Below are 17,032 nucleotides of genomic sequence, written 5' to 3' on the forward strand. Positions count from 1 at the left end.
GGCTGCCGCCGGCAGCCTGACCGTGTCCGATACCGCGCGGCTGCTCCGGACCCGCGGTCTCGCAATGCAAAAAGCCGTGCCGGTCGGCGCCGGCGCCATGGCGGCGCTGCTTGGCCTCGATTACGAGGCCGCCATGGAGGTCGCAAGCGAGGCGGCTCAGGGCCAGATCTGCCAGGCCGCCAATGACAATGGCGGCGGGCAGGTGGTCGTCTCCGGCGACAAGGCCGCGGTCGATCGCGCCGTCGAGATCGCCAAGACCAAGGGCGCCAAGCGCGCAATGTTGCTGCCGGTGTCCGCGCCGTTCCATTGCAAGCTGATGCAGCCGGCGGCCGATGCCATGGCCGAGGCGCTGTCGAAGGTCACGATCAAGGCGCCGGCGGCGCCCCTGGTGTCGAACGTGCTCGCAAGCGCCATCACCGACCCCGACGAGATCCGCCGCCGCCTGGTCGAGCAGGTCACCGGCACCGTGCGTTGGCGCGAGTCGGTTGCCTATATGGCGGGGCAGGGCGTCACCCGCTTCTTCGAGATCGGCGCCGGCAAGGTGCTGACCGGTCTCGTCAAGCGCATCGCGGATGGCGCGATCGGCGTTTCAGTCGGCGGCCCGAACGATATTGCCGCCGCCAAGGATGCATTGGCCGCTGCGAAGCAGGCCTAGAGGAGTTTTTTTCATGTTCGACCTCACTGGCAAAAAGGCGCTCGTCACCGGTGCGACCGGCGGCATCGGCAGCGCGATCGCACAGGCGCTGCACGCGCAAGGCGCCACCGTCGCGATCTCGGGGACGCGCAAGGAAGTGCTGGACGAGCTTGCCGGCAAGCTCGGCGAGCGCACCCATGTGCTGCCCTGCAATCTCTCCAAGGCCGACGAGGTCGAGGCGCTGGTGCCCGCGGCGGAAGCCGCGATGGGCCAGGTCGACATCCTCGTCGCCAATGCCGGCATCACCCGCGACAATCTCTTCGTCCAGCTTCGCGATGAGGACTGGGAAGAGGTCATCAACATCAATCTGACCTCGACCTTCCGCCTCGCGCGCGCCGCCACCAAATTGATGATGCGCAAGCGCTTCGGCCGCATCATCGCCATCACCTCGATCGTCGGCGTCACCGGCAATCCCGGTCAGGGCAATTACACCGCCTCGAAGGCCGGCCTGATCGGCATGATCAAGACGCTGGGCGCCGAATACGCCAAGCGCGGTGTCACCGCGAACTGCATCGCGCCCGGCTTCATCAAGACGCCGATGACCGATGCGCTCAACGACAAGCAGCGTGAGACGATTCTGGCCAAGGTTCCGGCCGCCCGGCTGGGGACGCCCGAGGACATTGCGGCTGCTGCGGTCTATCTGAGTTCGAACGAAGCGGCCTACGTCACCGGTCAAACCATCCACGTCAATGGCGGCATGGCCATGATCTGACGTTTCGTTCCGCACTGCCCACATGGGCGGTGCCGGATGCGGCAAACGGCCGTTTCCGGAGCGAAATGAGGCTTGTAGTCAAGGCAGTTGAAGTATGATAACCGGACCTCCAACGGATGGGCAAAGAACGCCATTGCAGGTTTTTGAAACCCTGTATATTGGCGATGCGGAGCCTTGGCCGTCTCGCCGGGCCTGCATCGGTTAGGATGGGGCCAATCAAAGTTCGTAAGCGAAGGCAGTCAACGACCACGACGGCTCGTATCGTCCCGGGGGGTCGGGTCTACAGGGAACAACACGAGGTTATGCAATGAGTGACATTGGCGAGCGGGTTAAGAAGATCGTGGTCGAACACCTTGGTGTTGAACCCGAGAAGGTTGTCGACGCAGCGAGCTTCATCGATGACCTCGGCGCCGACAGTCTGGACACCGTCGAACTGGTGATGGCGTTCGAAGAAGAATTCGGGTGCGAGATTCCGGACGACGCCGCGGAGACGATTCTCACCGTCGGCGACGCCACGAAGTTTCTCGAGAAGAACGCGAAGAGCTAAGGCTCTTCTTTTTCGCGGGGACAACATTGAAACCGGACGGGCCGCTGACCAGCGGTCAGCCGGTTTCTTGTTATTGGCCGTGAATCTTTCGATGCGGAGTTTTCGGATATGAGGCGGGTTGTCGTCACTGGTCTCGGCATGGTGTCGCCACTCGGCTGCGGCGTCGAACCGACCTGGAAACGCATCCTCAACGGCGAAAGCGGTGCGCGCAGGATCGAGAGCTTCGATGTCTCCGATCTTCAGACCAAATACGCCTGCACCGTCGTGCGCGGCGACGGCAGCAACGACACCTTCAATCCCGACAAGTGGATGGAGCCGAAGGACCAGCGCAAGGTCGACGACTTCATCATCTTCGGCATGGCCGCAGCCGGCCAGGCGCTCGACGATGCCAACTGGCATCCCGAGACCGAGGAGGACAAGTGTGCCACCGGCACCATGATCGGGTCCGGCATCGGCGGCCTCAGCGGCATCGCCGAGACCGCGATCCTGCTCAAGGAGCGCGGGCCCCGCAAGGTCTCGCCGTTCTTCATTCCCGGCCGCCTGATCAATCTGGCCTCCGGCTATGTGTCGATCAAGCACGGGCTCAAGGGCCCGAACCATTCGGTGGTCACGGCGTGCTCGACCGGCGCGCATGCGGTCGGCGACGCCGCCCGCCTGATCGCGCTCGGCGATGCCGACGTCATGGTTGCCGGTGGCGCGGAATCTCCGATCAGTCGCATCGGCATTGCCGGCTTCAATGCCGCGCGCGCGCTCTCGACCGGCTTCAACGACACGCCCGAAAAGGCCTCGCGTCCCTACGACAAGGACCGCGATGGTTTCGTGATGGGCGAGGGCGCCGGTGTCCTGGTGCTCGAGGAGCTCGAGCATGCCCGGCGTCGCGGCGCCAGGATCTATGCCGAGGTGATCGGCTACGGTCTTTCGGGTGATGCCTATCACATTACGTCGCCGTCGCCCGATGGCGATGGCGGTTTCCGCAGCATGTCGGCGGCGCTCAAGCGCGCCGGCCTCACGGCATCCGATCTCGACTACATCAACGCGCACGGCACCTCGACACCGCTCGGCGACGAGATCGAGCTCGGCGCCGTCGAGCGCCTGCTCGGCAACGCCGCTTCCAAGGTCGCGATGTCCTCGACCAAATCGTCGACCGGCCATCTCCTTGGCGCGGCCGGTGCGATCGAGGCGATCTTCGCCATTCTCGCGATTCGCGATAATGTCGTGCCGCCGACCATCAATCTGGACAATCCGTCGGTCGAGACTGCGATCGATCTCGTGCCGCATCGGGCGAAGCAGCGGGAGGTCAACGTCGCGTTGTCGAATTCTTTCGGTTTTGGCGGTACCAATGCGTCGGTGATCGTCCGGCGTCTGGTCAATTAGTTTGTGGTTGCGACGAATCCACCGTTTTGCCGCATTCGGCGATAGTCATGGACGTGGGCGCGTACATTTGGCTCGGCAAATGATTGTCAGGCCGCGATTGAACCGGCAGGATTCAGGTTGCATCGATGAGTGAAAGGCCGCCCATTTCGCCCCGGAGTCCGCGGGCAGCGCTTGAGCCCGAGCAGGTCCCGCCGCCGCCGAAGCGATCGGACCGGGCGCGCAATCCGTTCGTGATCGTGGGCAACGCCATCATCACGCTTCTGCTGGTCGCCATGCTCGGCGCCGGCGGCGTCTATTATTACGGCCGGCAGGTGCTCGAGGCGCCGGGGCCGCTGAAGGACGACAAGATCGTCAACATCCCGCAGCGTGCCGGCAAACGCGACATCGCCGAGACGCTGAACCGGGAAGGCGTCACCGACGTCAATCCGTGGGTTTTCATCGCCAGCGTCGCCGCGCTGAAGGCAAGTTCGGACCTGAAGCCGGGCGAATATTCGTTCCAGAAGAATGCGTCCTTGCGTGACGTGATCGCCACCATCGTCGAGGGCAAGGTGGTGCAGCATTCCGTCACCATTCCGGAAGGCCTGACCTCCGAGCAGATCGTGGCGCGGCTCTCCGACAATGACATCTTCACCGGCAGCGTGCGCGAGCTGCCGCGCGAGGGCACGCTGCTGCCGGAGACCTACAAGTTCCCGCGCGGCACTCCGCGCGATCAGGTGATCCAGCGCATGCAGCAGGCGCACAAGCGCGTGCTGGCCGAGATCTGGGAGCGTCGCAACGCGGACATTCCGGTCAAGTCTCCGGAGCAACTGGTGACGCTGGCCTCGATCGTCGAGAAGGAAACCGGCAAGCCTGACGAGCGCAGCCGCGTCGCCGCCGTGTTCACCAACCGCCTCAAGCAGAGGATCAAGCTGCAGTCTGATCCGACCATCATCTACGGTCTCGTCGGCGGCAAGGGCACCCTGGGCCGCCCGATCAAGCGCAGCGAGATCACGCAGCCTTCGCCCTACAACACTTACGTGATCGAGGGCCTGCCGCCGGGCCCGATCTCCAATCCGGGCCGCGCCTCGCTGGAAGCCGCCGCCAATCCGGCCCGCACCCGCGACCTCTATTTCGTCGCCGACGGCACCGGCGGGCACGCCTTCACCGAGACCTACGACGCGCACCAGAAGAACGTCGCCAAGCTGCGCGCGATGGAAAAGCAGATCCAGAACGACACGGTCGAGCCGGCCGAGGATGCGCCGCCGCCGGCGGCCGCTGCACCCGCCGCCGACACGCCGACCGCGACCACGCCGAAGCCGAACCAGCAGAAAAAGCCGCCGGCGGCACGCCCGGCCAATCCCGCTCCGGCCCGGCAGGGCGCGGTGCAACCCTCGCCGCCGGTGATCCAGCGCTGATCCCGCGGGACCTTGCCCGGGGAACTTTGCGGATTCCACTTTCCTGCAAAATAGTCTTAAGATTCGTGCGGCCCGATGGCCTCGCGAATCCCGTGTTCCTGGAGAATCTGAACTGATGGCGCTGTCGTCCATGACCGGCTTTGCTCGAAGCCACGGCGCGAGCGGGCCGTATACGTTCGAATGGGAATTGAAGTCCGTCAACGCCAAGGGCTTCGACCTCAGGGTGCGGCTGCCGCAGGGATTCGACGAGCTCGAGGCCCATGCCAAGAAGCGCGCGGGCGAGCTGCTCTCGCGCGGCACCGTCTACGCCAATCTCACCGTCAAGCGCGCCAATGCGGCAGCCTCGGTCCGCGTCAACGAGGACGTGCTCAACGCGGTCCTGAAGGCGGCCTCGGTGATCGCCGGCAAGGTCGATGCGGTCGCGCCGAGCGTCGACGGCCTGCTGGCCATCAAGGGCGTCATCGAGGTCGCCGAGCCCGAGGGCGACGAGGAGGAGGACAAGGCCGCGCGCGCCGCCGTGGCCGAAGCCTTTGACAAGGCGCTCGACGAGCTCGTCGCGATGCGCAAGCGTGAGGGGACCTCGCTCGCCCAGATCCTGACCCTGCGGGTGGACGAGGTCGAGCAACTGGCGAAGAAGGCGGAAGCCGCGCCCGGCCGCAAGCCGGAGGCGATCAAGGCCAGGCTTGCCGAGCAGATCGCTGCGCTGCTCGACACCTCCGACCGTTTCGATTCCGACCGCCTGATGCAGGAGGCGATCCTGATCGCCACCAGGGCCGACATCCGCGAGGAGCTCGACCGCATCGCCTCCCACATCGCGCAGGCCCGCGAGCTGATCGGCAAGGGCGGCCCGATCGGCCGCAAGCTCGACTTCCTGGCGCAGGAGTTTCACCGCGAGGTCAACACCTGCTGCTCGAAGTCGAACGATATCGAGCTCACCAATACGGGGCTGGCCATGAAGAACGTGGTCGAGCAATTTCGCGAGCAGGTCCAGAATCTGGAGTGATCGATGACGACTGCCGGTCACGTTACTGACGGTGTCGAGCGGCGCGGATTGATGTTCGTGCTGTCCTCGCCCTCGGGCGCGGGCAAGACGACGCTGTCGCGTCTCCTGATCGATCGCATGCCGGGCTTGCGAATGTCGGTCTCGGCGACCACGCGGCCGATGCGCCCCGGCGAGGTCGACGGGCGCGACTATCTGTTCGTCGACAAGCCGCGCTTCGAGGCGATGGTGAAGGGCGACGACCTGCTGGAATGGGCCACCGTATTCGACAACAGCTACGGCACGCCGCGCGCGCCGGTCGAGGCGGCGCTGTCGGCCGGGCAGGACGTGCTGTTCGACATCGACTGGCAGGGTACGCAGCAATTGCGCGAAAAAGCGCGTGCGGACGTCGTCAGCGTATTCATCCTGCCGCCTTCCGCCGCCGATCTCGAAAAGCGCCTGCACTCGCGCGCGCAGGATTCCGACGAGGTGATCCGCAAGCGCATGAGCCGCGCCAGCCACGAGATGAGCCACTGGGCCGAGTACGACTACATCGTCATCAACCACGACGTCGATGAAGCCTTTGCCGAGGTGCAGTCGATCCTCAAGGCCGAACGGCTCAAGCGCGAGCGGCGGACTGGCCTCGTTGGCTTCGTGCGAAATCTGCAAGGCCAGCTTCAGGGCTAGGCTGCGACAGCCTCGGTCCTTCCTGCGCCAGCCGTTCCAGCATCGACGTGATGACGTCGATGTCGACCGCGTCCTCGTCGCGTCCGGCCGGCGCTTGATCCGCTTCATCGCCATCGTCGCGAGCCTCGTTCGCCACGAGCTGAGGCGCAGCGGCTTCGATCTCGAACTCTCCGTTGAAGATGTCGGCCTCGTCGAGGTCGGCAGTGACCTCGTCGTGAGCGGAACGGTATTGTGCCGCGATCTCGGCAATCTCGCTGCTGAATGCGGCGAGTTGCGGAGCCTGCTGCGGCCGCGTCGTCTGCGGGCGCGCGGCATCGAAATCGATTGGGTGCGGCTGCGGCGCGCGTGGTGCGTCTGCGGACGTGGCGTTGAGCCAGGGCGCGCGGTCGTCATCGAGATCGTGCGGCTCGAAATCGTCCCAGTTGACGCGGCGGTGGTCGTTCGCCTGGACGCGAACGCGTCCGCCGGCGAAGCGGTAGACGACACTGGCGAGGATGCCGGCGAGCGCGAGGGCGCCGCCGATGGCGAGCAGGAGCATCTGGAGCGAGCCCGTCGGCTTGTCGGCGCTGCTGTCGGCTGCGGCGAGCGCCACCGGAGCTGCGGGCTTCGCCGGCTTCGCGGCCACTGCGACAGGCGCCGGGGCAGGGGCCGTCGCGAAGGCATCGGGCCAGCGCGCGGTGACGGCGGGCTGTTCTGCGCCACTATCGGGGACGGTGCTCGCGACCGGCGGCGTGGCCGGCGGCCTGTTCGCTGCGACCGGTGCCGGCGCCGTCATGTTCGGCGCGGCACTCGGCTGCGGCGCGATATATTCGGCACGCGCGTTCTGCACCGACGGCGGTGCGGCTGACTCCGCATTTTGCGTGTCGGCCGTCGCCTGTGCGCTTTGCGTCGCCTTGGCGCCTTCGGCGCGCAGATACCAGCATTGCCGCTTGGTCGCGCGATCGAGGCGATAGAACCAGTGCTGGCCCTGCGGCGCGGTGCCCTTCGGCGAGGCGAGGCAGTCGCTCGCCGCACTGGCGGTGTTCGGCGCGGCCGGCGCGTTCTGCGACACGGCGGCGAGCGGCACGCCGGCAATGATGCTGCCGACAAGCGCGGATATGAACTTTGCGGTGCGGTTGCCCATCCTGGTCTCCCGGTTACGCATGACGCAACTCTTTACCGGCCCTTTGTCATCAAAGACTTGGGTGGCAATGAGCCGCAAATCCGGAGAGGATGTGGCCTGAATTGGGCCTGCGGCGCGGTCTTTCCGCCGCGAAATCAGGCTTTTTCGACCGTTATTGCTTGGTCGAGGTCCAGGTTCCGCCGCAGCCATCGGAGCGGCGCCAGGTTCCGGAACCGCTGCGGCCCGAGAGCCGGCCGGCACCGGTGAAGGTCGTGCCATCGCCCGATCCGGCGGTATGGACCGCCCCGTTCGCGCTGACGCTGCCGCTGACGCCCTGGCCGATGACCCGGCCCGAGCTCACCACGACCGCGCCGGAGGTCGAGCCGCCGCAGCCGACACTGACCACCACCCAGGCACCATCGAAGCTACCTCCGCCGCCGCCACCACCGCCGCCGCGCCGCGACGAGGAGCGCGGCTCTTCAGCTGCAGGCTTGCTCCGGCGCGCGGAGGGCGCAGGCTCTGCCGAGCGGTCCGATCGCGAGCCCGACAGCGATTTCTCGTCATTGCCGATCGAGCCGCCGGCGCTGCCGGATTGCGCCAGGGCGGACGATGAGGCGAGGGCGATGGTGAGAGAGAGGGCGAGGGCAACCGTGCGGGCATTGGACATGAGCGAATAATCCAAAATGAAAAAATCTCAGCGGCCGGAGCCGTCGGCACAGACGGACCCGATAATGCGGCAAGCTTTGCCAGCCTTGCCGCATTCGTCAAGCGCGGCGTTCTTCGCCCGCTGCACGCCCTCGCGCTGGACCAGCGACCAGGATTTGTCCGAGATCGCGAACGCGCCGCAGCTCTTGCCGTAGAAGGACAGCTCGACTGGACATTTGGCGCCGGCGCAATTGCCGCGCGCATCCGCCACCGCTGCGCGCCGCGAGGCGTGGTTCCACGAGATCCCCCATTTGCTGCTGTCGGGGCCGTAGACGATCGAGCCCCAGGGCTTCAGATCGTCCATCTTGCGCATCCGCAGCAGCAGTCCCTCGGTGGCTTCGCCGGTCGGCGCCATCGAAATCCGCTGCTGGAGCTTTGTGATCGCGCGGGTCAGTCCATCAGGGGTGTCAGGATCGAAATTGAGCTCGTAGAGCCGCTCGCTGAGTTCGCTCAGCAATGCAGCATCGCGCAAGGGCGCACGGTCGGGATCGGCGCGCAGGCGATCGGCGGGCAAGGGATCAGGCTGCATCGCCGCGACCTGTGGCGGTGGCGGGCTTTGCGACGGCGGCACGAAGTAGAAGGTGCCGTCGATCGGCGAGGATGACACCCAGGGCTGCTGCGCGCCCGACGTGGCGCGCTTCACGGCGAGGCCGACCTGGTTGAAGGTCTGGAACACGTCGAGGCCGGCGGTGCGGACCGTCGTCGCCAGCGCCTTGGTGTAGGGGCTGTGGCCGTCGCTGCCGTCCTGCGCGACATTGCCGGGCTGCGTCGCATAGGAGATCAGCGTGCCCTCGGGCGCGCGCATCTGCGCAAGACCGCCATCGGACGATCGCAGGCCACGTGAGCCAAACGGATTGTTGCGGCAGGCATCGAGGATCACGAGGTTGAGCCGCGTGCCGGAGCCCTGCATCTGGCGCAGCACGAGGTTGACGTCGGTCATCTGGAAATCGACGTCGGCCTCGCGCGTCGGATTGGCGCCGACCGGCACGAGATAGTTGGAGCCGGCGACCTGCACGCCGTGGCCGGCATAATAGAACAGCGCGACGTCGGCGCCCTGCACCTGCCGGCCGAAGCTCTGCACCGCGAGGTCCATCGCGCTCTTGTCGAGATCGAGCTGGGCGCGTCCGCCGACCAGCGTGAAGCCGAGCGCCCCAAGCGTCTCCGCCATCAGGCTTGCGTCCTTGGACGGGTTGTCCAGCGGCGTGATGTTCTTGTAGGCGGAGTTGCCGACCACCAGCGCAATGCGCTTCTCGGCCGCAGCAGGCTGCGTCACGACGGCGAGCGCGGCCGCGATCAGTGCTGCCGGCACCAGGACGCGATTGAAAAATCTCGCGCGCATGAAAATTCCCCAAAACAATGGCACCAGTCTAACAGTCCGGCGCGCCCGCGAAAAGCGGTGCGACAGAAGGCGGCCGCGCAGGCGGCCAGAGCCTGCTGCCAATCCCGTCATCCTGCGGCGCGAGCCATGCGTCGCAATGCGACGCGTGGGGAGCCTCGAAGGATGGAGGCCCGAGATGCAGCCGGGCCGTCGCCCTTCGAGGCTCGCCGAAGAGGCGAGCGCCTCAGGGTGACCGGTCATTCAGTCCAGATTGCGAACGCGCGGTAGCGACCCCGCGGCGCATTCCGCCCGAGCCTTGCTGTCGTTCGCCGCCCGATGGAGGCCAAAGGGCGCAGGGAAGGCCGGGCACCGGCGGCACCCGAGATCCGTGCGCTACGAAAAATGCACACGGGGTGGACCACAGTTGATGCCGGTCGCCCGGCCTTCCCTGCGCGGATGGTTTTATCAGAGGCTTGCGTGTGCTCACCTCCAACGCCCGACGAGCCCGCTGTAACCGCAATGTGTCGCATAAGACTCACGGTTGCCCGCCCGCGCCCGCGTGCCGGAATGATGAAAGCATTGTGAGCTCTTGCGAAAACCATCGCCTTGCGTGATCGTCACGAGGAGGGCTTTGCGTCGCTCTACGGGACAGCCGGCAACAGCAGCCGACGCGCTTCAGTGGAAGGAAAACAACTGATGAACCGGGTCGCAATGCTCGCTGTGAGCGGATTGTTCGCGACCTGTCTCGGCACAGGCGTAGTGTTGGCAGCGACAAGCAAGTCAGACCCGAAATTTGTCTGGCCCGGGGACAATCGGTTCACTTGCCGCGGTGTCCTGGCCGAGGAGCAGGGCGTCTTGAAGCTGACGCCGGATCAGGCGATGCTGACATGGTGTGACGCCGACATCGATGACAAGGACAGAGGCCGCGTATTGAACGTCTGCAAAGTGGGGGATCGGTGCGAGATCAAGGGGACCATCAGGGGGCATGGGGCCTTTGGCTGGGTCGAGATCAAGTCGATCGTCCGGCCTGTCTCGCCGAAATGAGCCGAAAGCCTACTTCCACATCCGCGCGAGCGTCAGCGCCAGAAGTCCCAGCGCACCACTGATCAGTGCCACCATCGCATAGGATTGCGCCAACACACCGGTCTCAATGAAGACCTGGCAGGCGATGGCGACGCAGATGGCAGCGAGCAGCAGGCAGGCGCAGCCGACGACGATCGACAGATAGCGTATCGCGGTTGCGACCGGCTTTGCGGGTGATGCGGAATCGTTCATGCAGGGTTACAACGACGCGGCCCGCGGCGGGTTCCTTCGCCGATACCCGCGGTGATCAGTTGCGTGCGCAGCAATCGACCAATGCGCGCCAGATCCGCTGGACCTCGATCGTCTTCTCGAGTTCGAGGATATGGTTCTCGGTCGCATGGCAGGGGGCTGTCTGAAGGCGGGGGGCGCGCGGCGCAATCCAGCGTTCGGAGATGGGATCGTACCACTTGCCGAGATTGACCACGTTCGTGTCTCCTGTTTCGATCCCCCGCTGGCTGACACGAGACAAACGCGCGGGAGCCGCGTGACGTTCCAACGTCAAGTCCGAAGTGATCGAGCCCTCAGCGAAACCGCCGCGTCACCATCGCCAGCACGAACACCGGCTCGTCGCCCTCGTACACGCCGAGCGTCCAGCTGTCGCCGGGACGAAGCGCGTGCTCGACGTCGCGGGAAAGCCTGACCGCTTCGCGCCAGGCGGCGGCGTCGCTGGCAAGCACTTCGCCTGTCGTGTCGGTGTGGGGTTGTTGCCCCTCGAAATGAAAAAAGTAACGCGGCATGTCCGGCAATGCCGTGTGCAGGCAAAACGTTCCGCGGACTGCGCGGCGTCTGCTGCAACAGGCTAGGTATCGGCCGATGCGGCGCCGTCCAGCACCTCGCCGAAATGCTTCCTGACCGCCTCGTTGCAGGCGCAGGCCCTGGCGCGAAGCGCCGCTGCATCGAGGATCAAGATGGCGCCGCGGCGGGTCGCCAGGATGCGCCTGGCCTTGAACATCTGGATGACGCGGCTGGCATAGCTGCGGGAGACACCGAGCATGCCTGCGAGCTGCTCGTGGGTGAGAGGGATCTCGGCCTCGCCGATGTGCTCGTGCACCGAGACGATCCACTTGGCGGCGCGCTGCTCGATCGAATGGGTGGCATTGCAGGCCGCGGTCTGGAGCAATTGCGCGAACTGGCATTCGGCATAGCGCGACAGGAGCTCCTGGAGCGTCGCCGACCGCTGCTGCGCCTGCTCGAGCGCGCGGAGCGGCAGTCGGACCAGGGGGCCGCCCAGCTTCACGACGATGCGCGAATAGGCGAGCGAGGGGCCGCGGCCGGCGGCAACGCCGACCGCACCCTCGCGGCCCACCAGCAGGCTTTCGACCTCGCGATCATCCTCGACCGGGACGGCGAACGACACCAGCGCGGAGCCGCAGGGAAAATGCACCGCCGTCACCGCGTCGCCGGCGTGGTGCAGGATGTGGCTCGCTGCGAGGTCGACCGGCTGGAGGTGAGGCGCGATCAGTTCGAAGTCATGCGGGGAAAGCTGCCGGAGCAGATCGTTCTGGGGCCGACCGGTCACGTCGTTGTTCTCTTGTCGCTTGGTCTTGGCCGGGAATCGGCACCGGCCAGAACCCTACGTTTCCGCAGCGGAACCGACGGTTCCAAAGTGCACACAAGGAATGTCCGCGCGTTGAAAAGTCCGCCGCGCCTCTTGCGGAATTTCGGAATGCGGGGAGCGGCGGCGGCCGGACTGCGCGACTTATCTTCGCCGGCTCTGTTCAGGAGTGAACATAAGGAGCTTGTGGATTGGCGTAGCGTCCTTGGCTGCGCAAGCGCCGTACCCCGTGCGCTTCGCCCGACGACCGCCGGCCCATACCTGTCCGAACGCCGCCGGGCCGGCGGCTCCGAGGGCATCGCCGCGCATCACCCGACCCTCACCCGACATGGGCTTTCGGCGACGGCCGGCCTTTCGCCGCGTGTAAGCGCCAGGCGTCGATCGCCTTGTTGGCCAGCATCAACTGCCGCCTTTCGCCACGCCTGAGCTGGGCTTCGATGGCGTCGAGGAGAAGGTTCGCGGTCTCGTCCGGAGGCCCGAGCTCGCCGGTTCTTTCCAGGAAATTCCAGGCGATGAAGAATGCGCTCTCGACGGTGCAGCGAATGGACATGCGCAGCCAACGCAGGCCGCGCGCCGACGTTCCGGTTTGCGCGTGTCGCTACTTCAGCGAGGAGCTGATCGAGCCGAATTTCAGCTTCAGCGTCGTGCCGAGGTTGTTGACCACGGCGATGATCGCAAGCGCAATGCCGGCGGCGATCAGACCGTACTCGATCGCGGTGGCGCCGGATTCGTCGGCCAGAAAGCGGCGGATGGTCTGCATGGTCTCACCAGAATTCCAAAGAGAAAAGCTGGTACGATCTATAGTCCGCGGCGCTCCGGTTCCCCTATGTGGAACCGGGCCTTGCGTCAATTCCGGGTTAATTACGCCGGTGAAAGCGGGCGGCGAGGCGCGTGGCGTCGCCGCGCCAATCTCAGTTCTTCAGCACGATGCGGCCGACGACCTTGCCGGCGCGCAATTCGTCGATCAATTTCTGCACGTCGCCCATCGGCTCCTCGCGCATCGGCGTCGGCTTGATCTTGCCGGCGCGGGCGAGCGCCATCAGTTCCTGGCCTTCCGCGAGCGTGCCGACCATGAAACCTTCGACGGTGAGGCGCTTGTAGACCCATTGCACCATCGGCAGCGTGAACTGGCCGCCCATCAGGCCGGAGACCACGACCTTGCCGCCGCGCGCGGCAACGGCGACCGCAAATGCCATCGACTTCTCGTTGCCGGCGAAATCGACCACCTCGTCGAAGCCGCCTTCGGTCTCTTTCAGGATGCGCTTGATCACGTCGGGCTCGGACGGATCGTAGGCGAAGGCTGCGCCGTTCTTCAGCGCGGTCTCGCGCGCGGCCGGCGACAGATCGGCCACCGTGACCGGCTGCTTGAACATCGCTTGCGCGAACGACAGGCCCATCATGCCGACACCGCCGAGACCGATCAGCAGCAGGTTGCGCTGGCGCGGACGGTCGACCAGGCGCTTGAGCGCGCCATAGGCGGTGACGCCGGAGCACATCAGCGTCGCGGCCTGGTTGACGGGCAGGGGATCGTAGTCGAGCAGATATTTTGCGTCGGGCACCAGCACGTGGGTGGCAAAGCCGCCGTCGATGGAAACGCCGAGGAAGCGCTGCTTGGCGCAGAGGTTCTCGTCGCCATTGGCGCAGTCGCGGCACTGGCCGCAGCCGATCCACGGAAACACCGCCTTCTTGGCGCCGACGAGGCTTGCCGGCGCGTCGGGGCCGACTTCGTCGACGACGCCCGCGATCTCGTGGCCGAGCGTGAACGGCAGCGTCATGCCGCGCGTGGTGTCGAGCTTCTTGCCGCCGCCGAGATCGGCATAGCCGTCCTGGATGTGCAGGTCGGAATGGCAGAGGCCGCAGCGCTCGATGCGCACCAGCACCTCGCGTCCTTGCGGCTTGGGCGTGTCCACGATGGTCTCGCACAAGGGCGCATCGAACTTGACCAGGGACTGCCGACGCATCAACGCCATATTCCTTCCTCCGAAATTCCTGTTATTGAGCCTGCTTTCGTATATCGGCCAATTCACGGGCCATGGCAACAAAGCCTGAAATGGGGATCGTCTCCGCGCGCCGCGCCGCGTCGACGCCGGCGGCCTGTGCGAGCCGTGCAGGATCGACACCGAGCGATTTCAGGCTCTGCCGCAGCATCTTGCGGCGCTGGCCGAAGGCGGCGGCCGCCACCTGCTCGAGCATCCTGCGATCGCAGGCAAGCGGCTCGGCGCGCGGGATCAGGCGCACGACGGAGGAGGTGACCTTCGGCGGCGGCACGAAAGCGGACGGCGCAATGTCGAACAGGATCTTGGTCTCGCAGCGCCAGTTGGCGAGCACGCCGAGGCGGCCATAGGCCTCCTCGTCCTCGCGCGCGACGATGCGCTCGCCGACCTCGCGCTGGAACATCAGCACCATCATGTCGTACCAGGGCGGCCACGGCTCGGTGGTGAGCCAGCCGATCAGCAGCGGGGTCGCGATGTTGTAGGGCAGGTTGGCGACGATTTTTGCGCGTTCGCCATTGAGCAGCGGGCGCGGATCGAAGGTCATGGCATCGCCATGCACGATCTCGAGCCGGCCGGGATAGCGCGCGGAAATATCCTGCAGGGCCGGGATCGCGCGCTCGTCGTGCTCGATCGCGATGACGCGTTTGGCGCCGAGCGCGAGCAGCGCGCGCGTCAGCCCGCCCGGGCCGGGGCCGATCTCGACGATCGTGGAGTCTTCCAGCGGCGCGGCCGCGCGGGCGATGCGCGCGGTGAGGTTGAGGTCGAGCAGAAAGTTCTGGCCGAGCGATTTGCGGGCCGACAGATCGTGCCGGCGAATGACCTCGCGCAGCGGCGGGAGGTCGTCGATCGCGCTCATCAGCTGTTTGCAGCCGCCATGCGGCTCGCAAGCTTGAGCGCGGCGATCAGGCTCGCTGGGTTCGCCCTGGCCGTACCGGCGATGTCGAAGGCCGTGCCGTGATCGGGCGAGGTGCGGATGAAGGGCAGGCCGAGCGTGACGTTGACGGCGTCGTCGAAGGCGACCGTCTTGATCGGGATCAGCGCCTGGTCGTGATACATGCAGACCGCGCAGTCATAGGAGCTGCGCGCCGCTTCGTGGAACATGGTGTCGGCGGGCAGCGGGCCTCTCGTTTCGATGCCGTCGCTGCGCAGCGTCTTGAGGGCCGGCGCAATCACCGTCTGCTCCTCATGGCCGAGCGAGCCGTCCTCGCCGGCATGCGGATTGAGGCCGGAGACCGCAATGCGCGGCCTTGCGATGCCGAAGCGGGATGTCAGCTCGCGCGCGACGATCCGCACGGTGGAGACGATGAGCTCGCTGGTGAGCTGGCCGAGTGCCTCGCGCAGCGAGACATGGATCGTCACCGGCACCACCGCGAGCCGCGGCGACCACAGCATCATCACCGGCTGCGGCACGCGGCCGTCCGCCGCGGCAAGCTCGGCGAGGAATTCGGTGTGGCCGGGGTGACGGAAGCCGGCGCGGTAGAGCACGCTCTTGGCGATCGGGTTGGTGACGACGGCGCTGGCGCGGCCCGCGCGCACGTCGGCGACGGCCTGGCGGATCGAGGCGAGGGCGGCCGGCGCGCTCGCGGCGTCGGGCTTGCCGGGCTCTGCCGTCGCGCTCTCGCCCGTTGCGACCACGGGCAGCGCGTCGGCGAAGGCGGCCGCGGCCTCGCCGGGGCTCACGGCGGCGATCCTGATCCCGTCGCCGAGCGCCCTGGCTATGATCTTGGCGCGGCGGGCGATGAAGGCCTCGTCGCCGAGCAGATAGAAGGCGGGCAGGTTCAGCTCACGGCGCCGCAGCCAGGCTGCAATCGTGATGTCGGGGCCGATGCCGGCGGGCTCTCCGAGCGTCAGGGCAAGGGGCTTTGCGCCAGGCTCGATGGAAGATTGGGCCATCAGCGGTTGCGATATTCGATCATCGCCGCCTTGCGGAGCTCTTCGAGATAGGCCTTCTGGGTCTTCTCGTACTTCTCCTGATACATCTTCTCGCGGACCTCGCGCTTCTTCGGCGTGTCGATCATGGTCGGCTTGCGCGAGCACAGCACCACCATCTCGATGCCGGACTTGGTCACCTCGGGCGCGGTGAGATGGCCGATCGGCGTGTCGTCGAGCACCTTGCGCAGCCCCTCGGGCAGGTCCGCGGTGGTCTTGGTGACGGTGTCGCGGATGGTGGCGTTCGGCGTCGAGCGGAACAGCGAATTGGCTTCCTCGCAGCTTCCGACGCGCGAGCGATAGGTCTCGGCTTCCTTGTGCCGCGTCTCCAGGAACGCCGGGGACGATCCCTTCGGAACGATCAGCACGATCGGCTGCATCTTGTATTCGGTGCCCTCGATCTGCAGCTTGTCGCCGGTCTGGGCCTGCACGGCCTGCGCGACGTCGCGCTCGCCGACCATCAACTTTTCCTTGTAGCGGCCGCGCACGAGGCTGGTCCACACCATCTCGGACTTCATGCGGGCTTTCAGCGTCTCGGGGCGGACGCCCTTGGTCTCGAGCGATTTGGTGAGCTGGTCCGGCGTGATGCGCATGCGCTGCGCCATGCCCTCGTAGGACTGGTTGATGTCGGCGACGCCGGGGTCGACGCCGTACTTCTTGCCTTCCTTCATCTTGATCTTGTCTTCGATCAGCTCGTTGATGACCTCCTGCCGGGCCGGGGTCTTCTGCGTCGTCAGCTGGTCGAGCTTGGAGCGCTGGTCGATGTCGAAATCGGTGATCGGATCGCCGTTGACCATGACGACGATGTTCTGCGCGCGCGAGGGCGTGGGCAGGCCGGTCAGGACCAGACCGGCAGCGACGGCGAGGAGGAGGCGGAAGACAGGCAATGGGATCGTCATGATTGTCGCTCGCATGTCAGCCGGGATGAGCCCTGCGATCGGGAACGCCCGGCCGTCACT

21 protein-coding genes are annotated in these 17,032 nt (G+C 66.2%); 8 read left to right on the forward strand and 13 right to left on the reverse strand.

The features are described from left to right. From PMI42_RS03615 to gmk, 7 genes are all read left to right on the forward strand, one after another. Window positions 1-655, forward strand: a 655-nt coding sequence (locus PMI42_RS03615; protein ID WP_008130697.1) for an ACP S-malonyltransferase, incomplete at its 5' end; no start/stop codon positions are given. Window positions 656-668: 13 nt separating this feature from the next. Next, the gene (gene fabG / locus PMI42_RS03620; protein WP_008130698.1) at window positions 669-1,406 is read left to right on the forward strand and encodes a 3-oxoacyl-[acyl-carrier-protein] reductase; all 738 of its coding nucleotides are present in this window, start codon (window positions 669-671) and stop codon (window positions 1,404-1,406) included. A gap of 307 nt (window positions 1,407-1,713) precedes the next feature. Then, a complete protein-coding gene (locus PMI42_RS03625; protein ID WP_008130699.1) occupies window positions 1,714-1,953 on the forward strand; it encodes an acyl carrier protein in 240 nt (79 codons plus the stop codon). 108 nt (window positions 1,954-2,061) lie between these two features. Further along, entirely contained in the window at window positions 2,062-3,327 is a 1,266-nt protein-coding gene (fabF, locus tag PMI42_RS03630; RefSeq protein ID WP_008130700.1) for a beta-ketoacyl-ACP synthase II, read from the forward strand. Between the two features lie 125 nt (window positions 3,328-3,452). Next, window positions 3,453-4,721 carry an endolytic transglycosylase MltG gene (mltG, locus tag PMI42_RS03635; RefSeq protein WP_008130701.1) on the forward strand — a complete coding sequence of 423 codons (1,269 nt, stop codon included), beginning with the start codon at window positions 3,453-3,455 and terminating at the stop codon, window positions 4,719-4,721. Window positions 4,722-4,836: 115 nt separating this feature from the next. Then, complete coding sequence (locus PMI42_RS03640; protein WP_008130702.1) at window positions 4,837-5,724, forward strand: YicC/YloC family endoribonuclease; 888 nt, start codon at window positions 4,837-4,839, stop codon at window positions 5,722-5,724. A 3-nt stretch (window positions 5,725-5,727) separates the two neighbouring features. Further along, entirely contained in the window at window positions 5,728-6,387 is a 660-nt protein-coding gene (gmk, locus tag PMI42_RS03645; RefSeq protein ID WP_008130703.1) for a guanylate kinase, read from the forward strand. Here gmk and PMI42_RS03650 read toward each other — a convergent pair. The 3 genes from PMI42_RS03650 to PMI42_RS03660 all read right to left on the reverse strand — a co-directional run bounded on the left by PMI42_RS03650 (window position 6,320) and on the right by PMI42_RS03660 (window position 9,533). Continuing rightward, complete coding sequence (locus PMI42_RS03650; RefSeq protein WP_008130704.1) at window positions 6,320-7,510, reverse strand: hypothetical protein; 1,191 nt, start codon at window positions 7,508-7,510, stop codon at window positions 6,320-6,322. The two genes, gmk and PMI42_RS03650, sit on opposite strands and share 68 nt — an antisense overlap. Window positions 7,511-7,661: 151 nt before the next feature. Next, window positions 7,662-8,156, reverse strand: a complete 495-nt coding sequence (locus PMI42_RS03655) for a hypothetical protein (RefSeq protein ID WP_008130706.1) — start codon at window positions 8,154-8,156, stop codon at window positions 7,662-7,664. A gap of 27 nt (window positions 8,157-8,183) precedes the next feature. Beyond that, complete coding sequence (locus PMI42_RS03660) at window positions 8,184-9,533, reverse strand: caspase family protein (RefSeq protein ID WP_008130708.1); 1,350 nt, start codon at window positions 9,531-9,533, stop codon at window positions 8,184-8,186. 585 nt (window positions 9,534-10,118) lie between these two features. Between PMI42_RS03660 and PMI42_RS03665 the strand changes: the two genes are divergently transcribed. After that, window positions 10,119-10,556: a hypothetical protein gene (locus PMI42_RS03665; RefSeq protein WP_157195713.1), complete on the forward strand. Its 438-nt coding sequence runs from the start codon at window positions 10,119-10,121 to the stop codon at window positions 10,554-10,556. A 9-nt stretch (window positions 10,557-10,565) separates the two neighbouring features. Here the strand turns inward: PMI42_RS03665 and PMI42_RS03670 are convergent, their stop codons facing one another. The 10 genes from PMI42_RS03670 to PMI42_RS03710 all read right to left on the reverse strand — a co-directional run bounded on the left by PMI42_RS03670 (window position 10,566) and on the right by PMI42_RS03710 (window position 16,972). Further along, window positions 10,566-10,787 (reverse strand): hypothetical protein, encoded by a 222-nt coding sequence (locus PMI42_RS03670; protein WP_008130710.1) that lies wholly within the window; start codon window positions 10,785-10,787, stop codon window positions 10,566-10,568. A gap of 55 nt (window positions 10,788-10,842) precedes the next feature. Then, the gene (locus PMI42_RS39945) at window positions 10,843-11,019 is read right to left on the reverse strand and encodes a hypothetical protein (protein ID WP_008130711.1); all 177 of its coding nucleotides are present in this window, start codon (window positions 11,017-11,019) and stop codon (window positions 10,843-10,845) included. Window positions 11,020-11,116: 97 nt separating this feature from the next. Next, complete coding sequence (locus PMI42_RS03675; protein ID WP_008130712.1) at window positions 11,117-11,332, reverse strand: DUF6894 family protein; 216 nt, start codon at window positions 11,330-11,332, stop codon at window positions 11,117-11,119. A gap of 62 nt (window positions 11,333-11,394) precedes the next feature. After that, window positions 11,395-12,114, reverse strand: a complete 720-nt coding sequence (locus tag PMI42_RS03680; protein ID WP_008130713.1) for a Crp/Fnr family transcriptional regulator — start codon at window positions 12,112-12,114, stop codon at window positions 11,395-11,397. Between the two features lie 355 nt (window positions 12,115-12,469). Further along, a complete protein-coding gene (locus PMI42_RS03685; protein WP_008130714.1) occupies window positions 12,470-12,700 on the reverse strand; it encodes a hypothetical protein in 231 nt (76 codons plus the stop codon). Window positions 12,701-12,748: 48 nt separating this feature from the next. Continuing rightward, on the reverse strand, window positions 12,749-12,910 hold the full coding sequence (locus PMI42_RS03690) for a Flp family type IVb pilin (protein WP_008130715.1): 162 nt from the start codon (window positions 12,908-12,910) through the stop codon (window positions 12,749-12,751). A gap of 151 nt (window positions 12,911-13,061) precedes the next feature. After that, window positions 13,062-14,120, reverse strand: a complete 1,059-nt coding sequence (locus PMI42_RS03695) for an alcohol dehydrogenase (protein WP_008130716.1) — start codon at window positions 14,118-14,120, stop codon at window positions 13,062-13,064. Between the two features lie 22 nt (window positions 14,121-14,142). Then, window positions 14,143-15,000: a 16S rRNA (adenine(1518)-N(6)/adenine(1519)-N(6))-dimethyltransferase RsmA gene (gene rsmA / locus PMI42_RS03700; RefSeq protein ID WP_008130717.1), complete on the reverse strand. Its 858-nt coding sequence runs from the start codon at window positions 14,998-15,000 to the stop codon at window positions 14,143-14,145. Continuing rightward, on the reverse strand, window positions 15,000-16,037 hold the full coding sequence (gene pdxA, locus PMI42_RS03705; RefSeq protein ID WP_008130718.1) for a 4-hydroxythreonine-4-phosphate dehydrogenase PdxA: 1,038 nt from the start codon (window positions 16,035-16,037) through the stop codon (window positions 15,000-15,002). The genes rsmA and pdxA overlap by 1 nt, the downstream gene beginning before the upstream one ends. Next, a complete protein-coding gene (locus PMI42_RS03710) occupies window positions 16,037-16,972 on the reverse strand; it encodes a SurA N-terminal domain-containing protein (RefSeq protein WP_008130719.1) in 936 nt (311 codons plus the stop codon). The genes pdxA and PMI42_RS03710 overlap by 1 nt, the downstream gene beginning before the upstream one ends. Between the last annotated feature and the right edge of the window lie 60 nt (window positions 16,973-17,032).

It is taken from the genome of Bradyrhizobium sp. YR681, assembly GCF_000282615.1.
GTDB lineage: Bacteria > Pseudomonadota > Alphaproteobacteria > Rhizobiales > Xanthobacteraceae > Bradyrhizobium.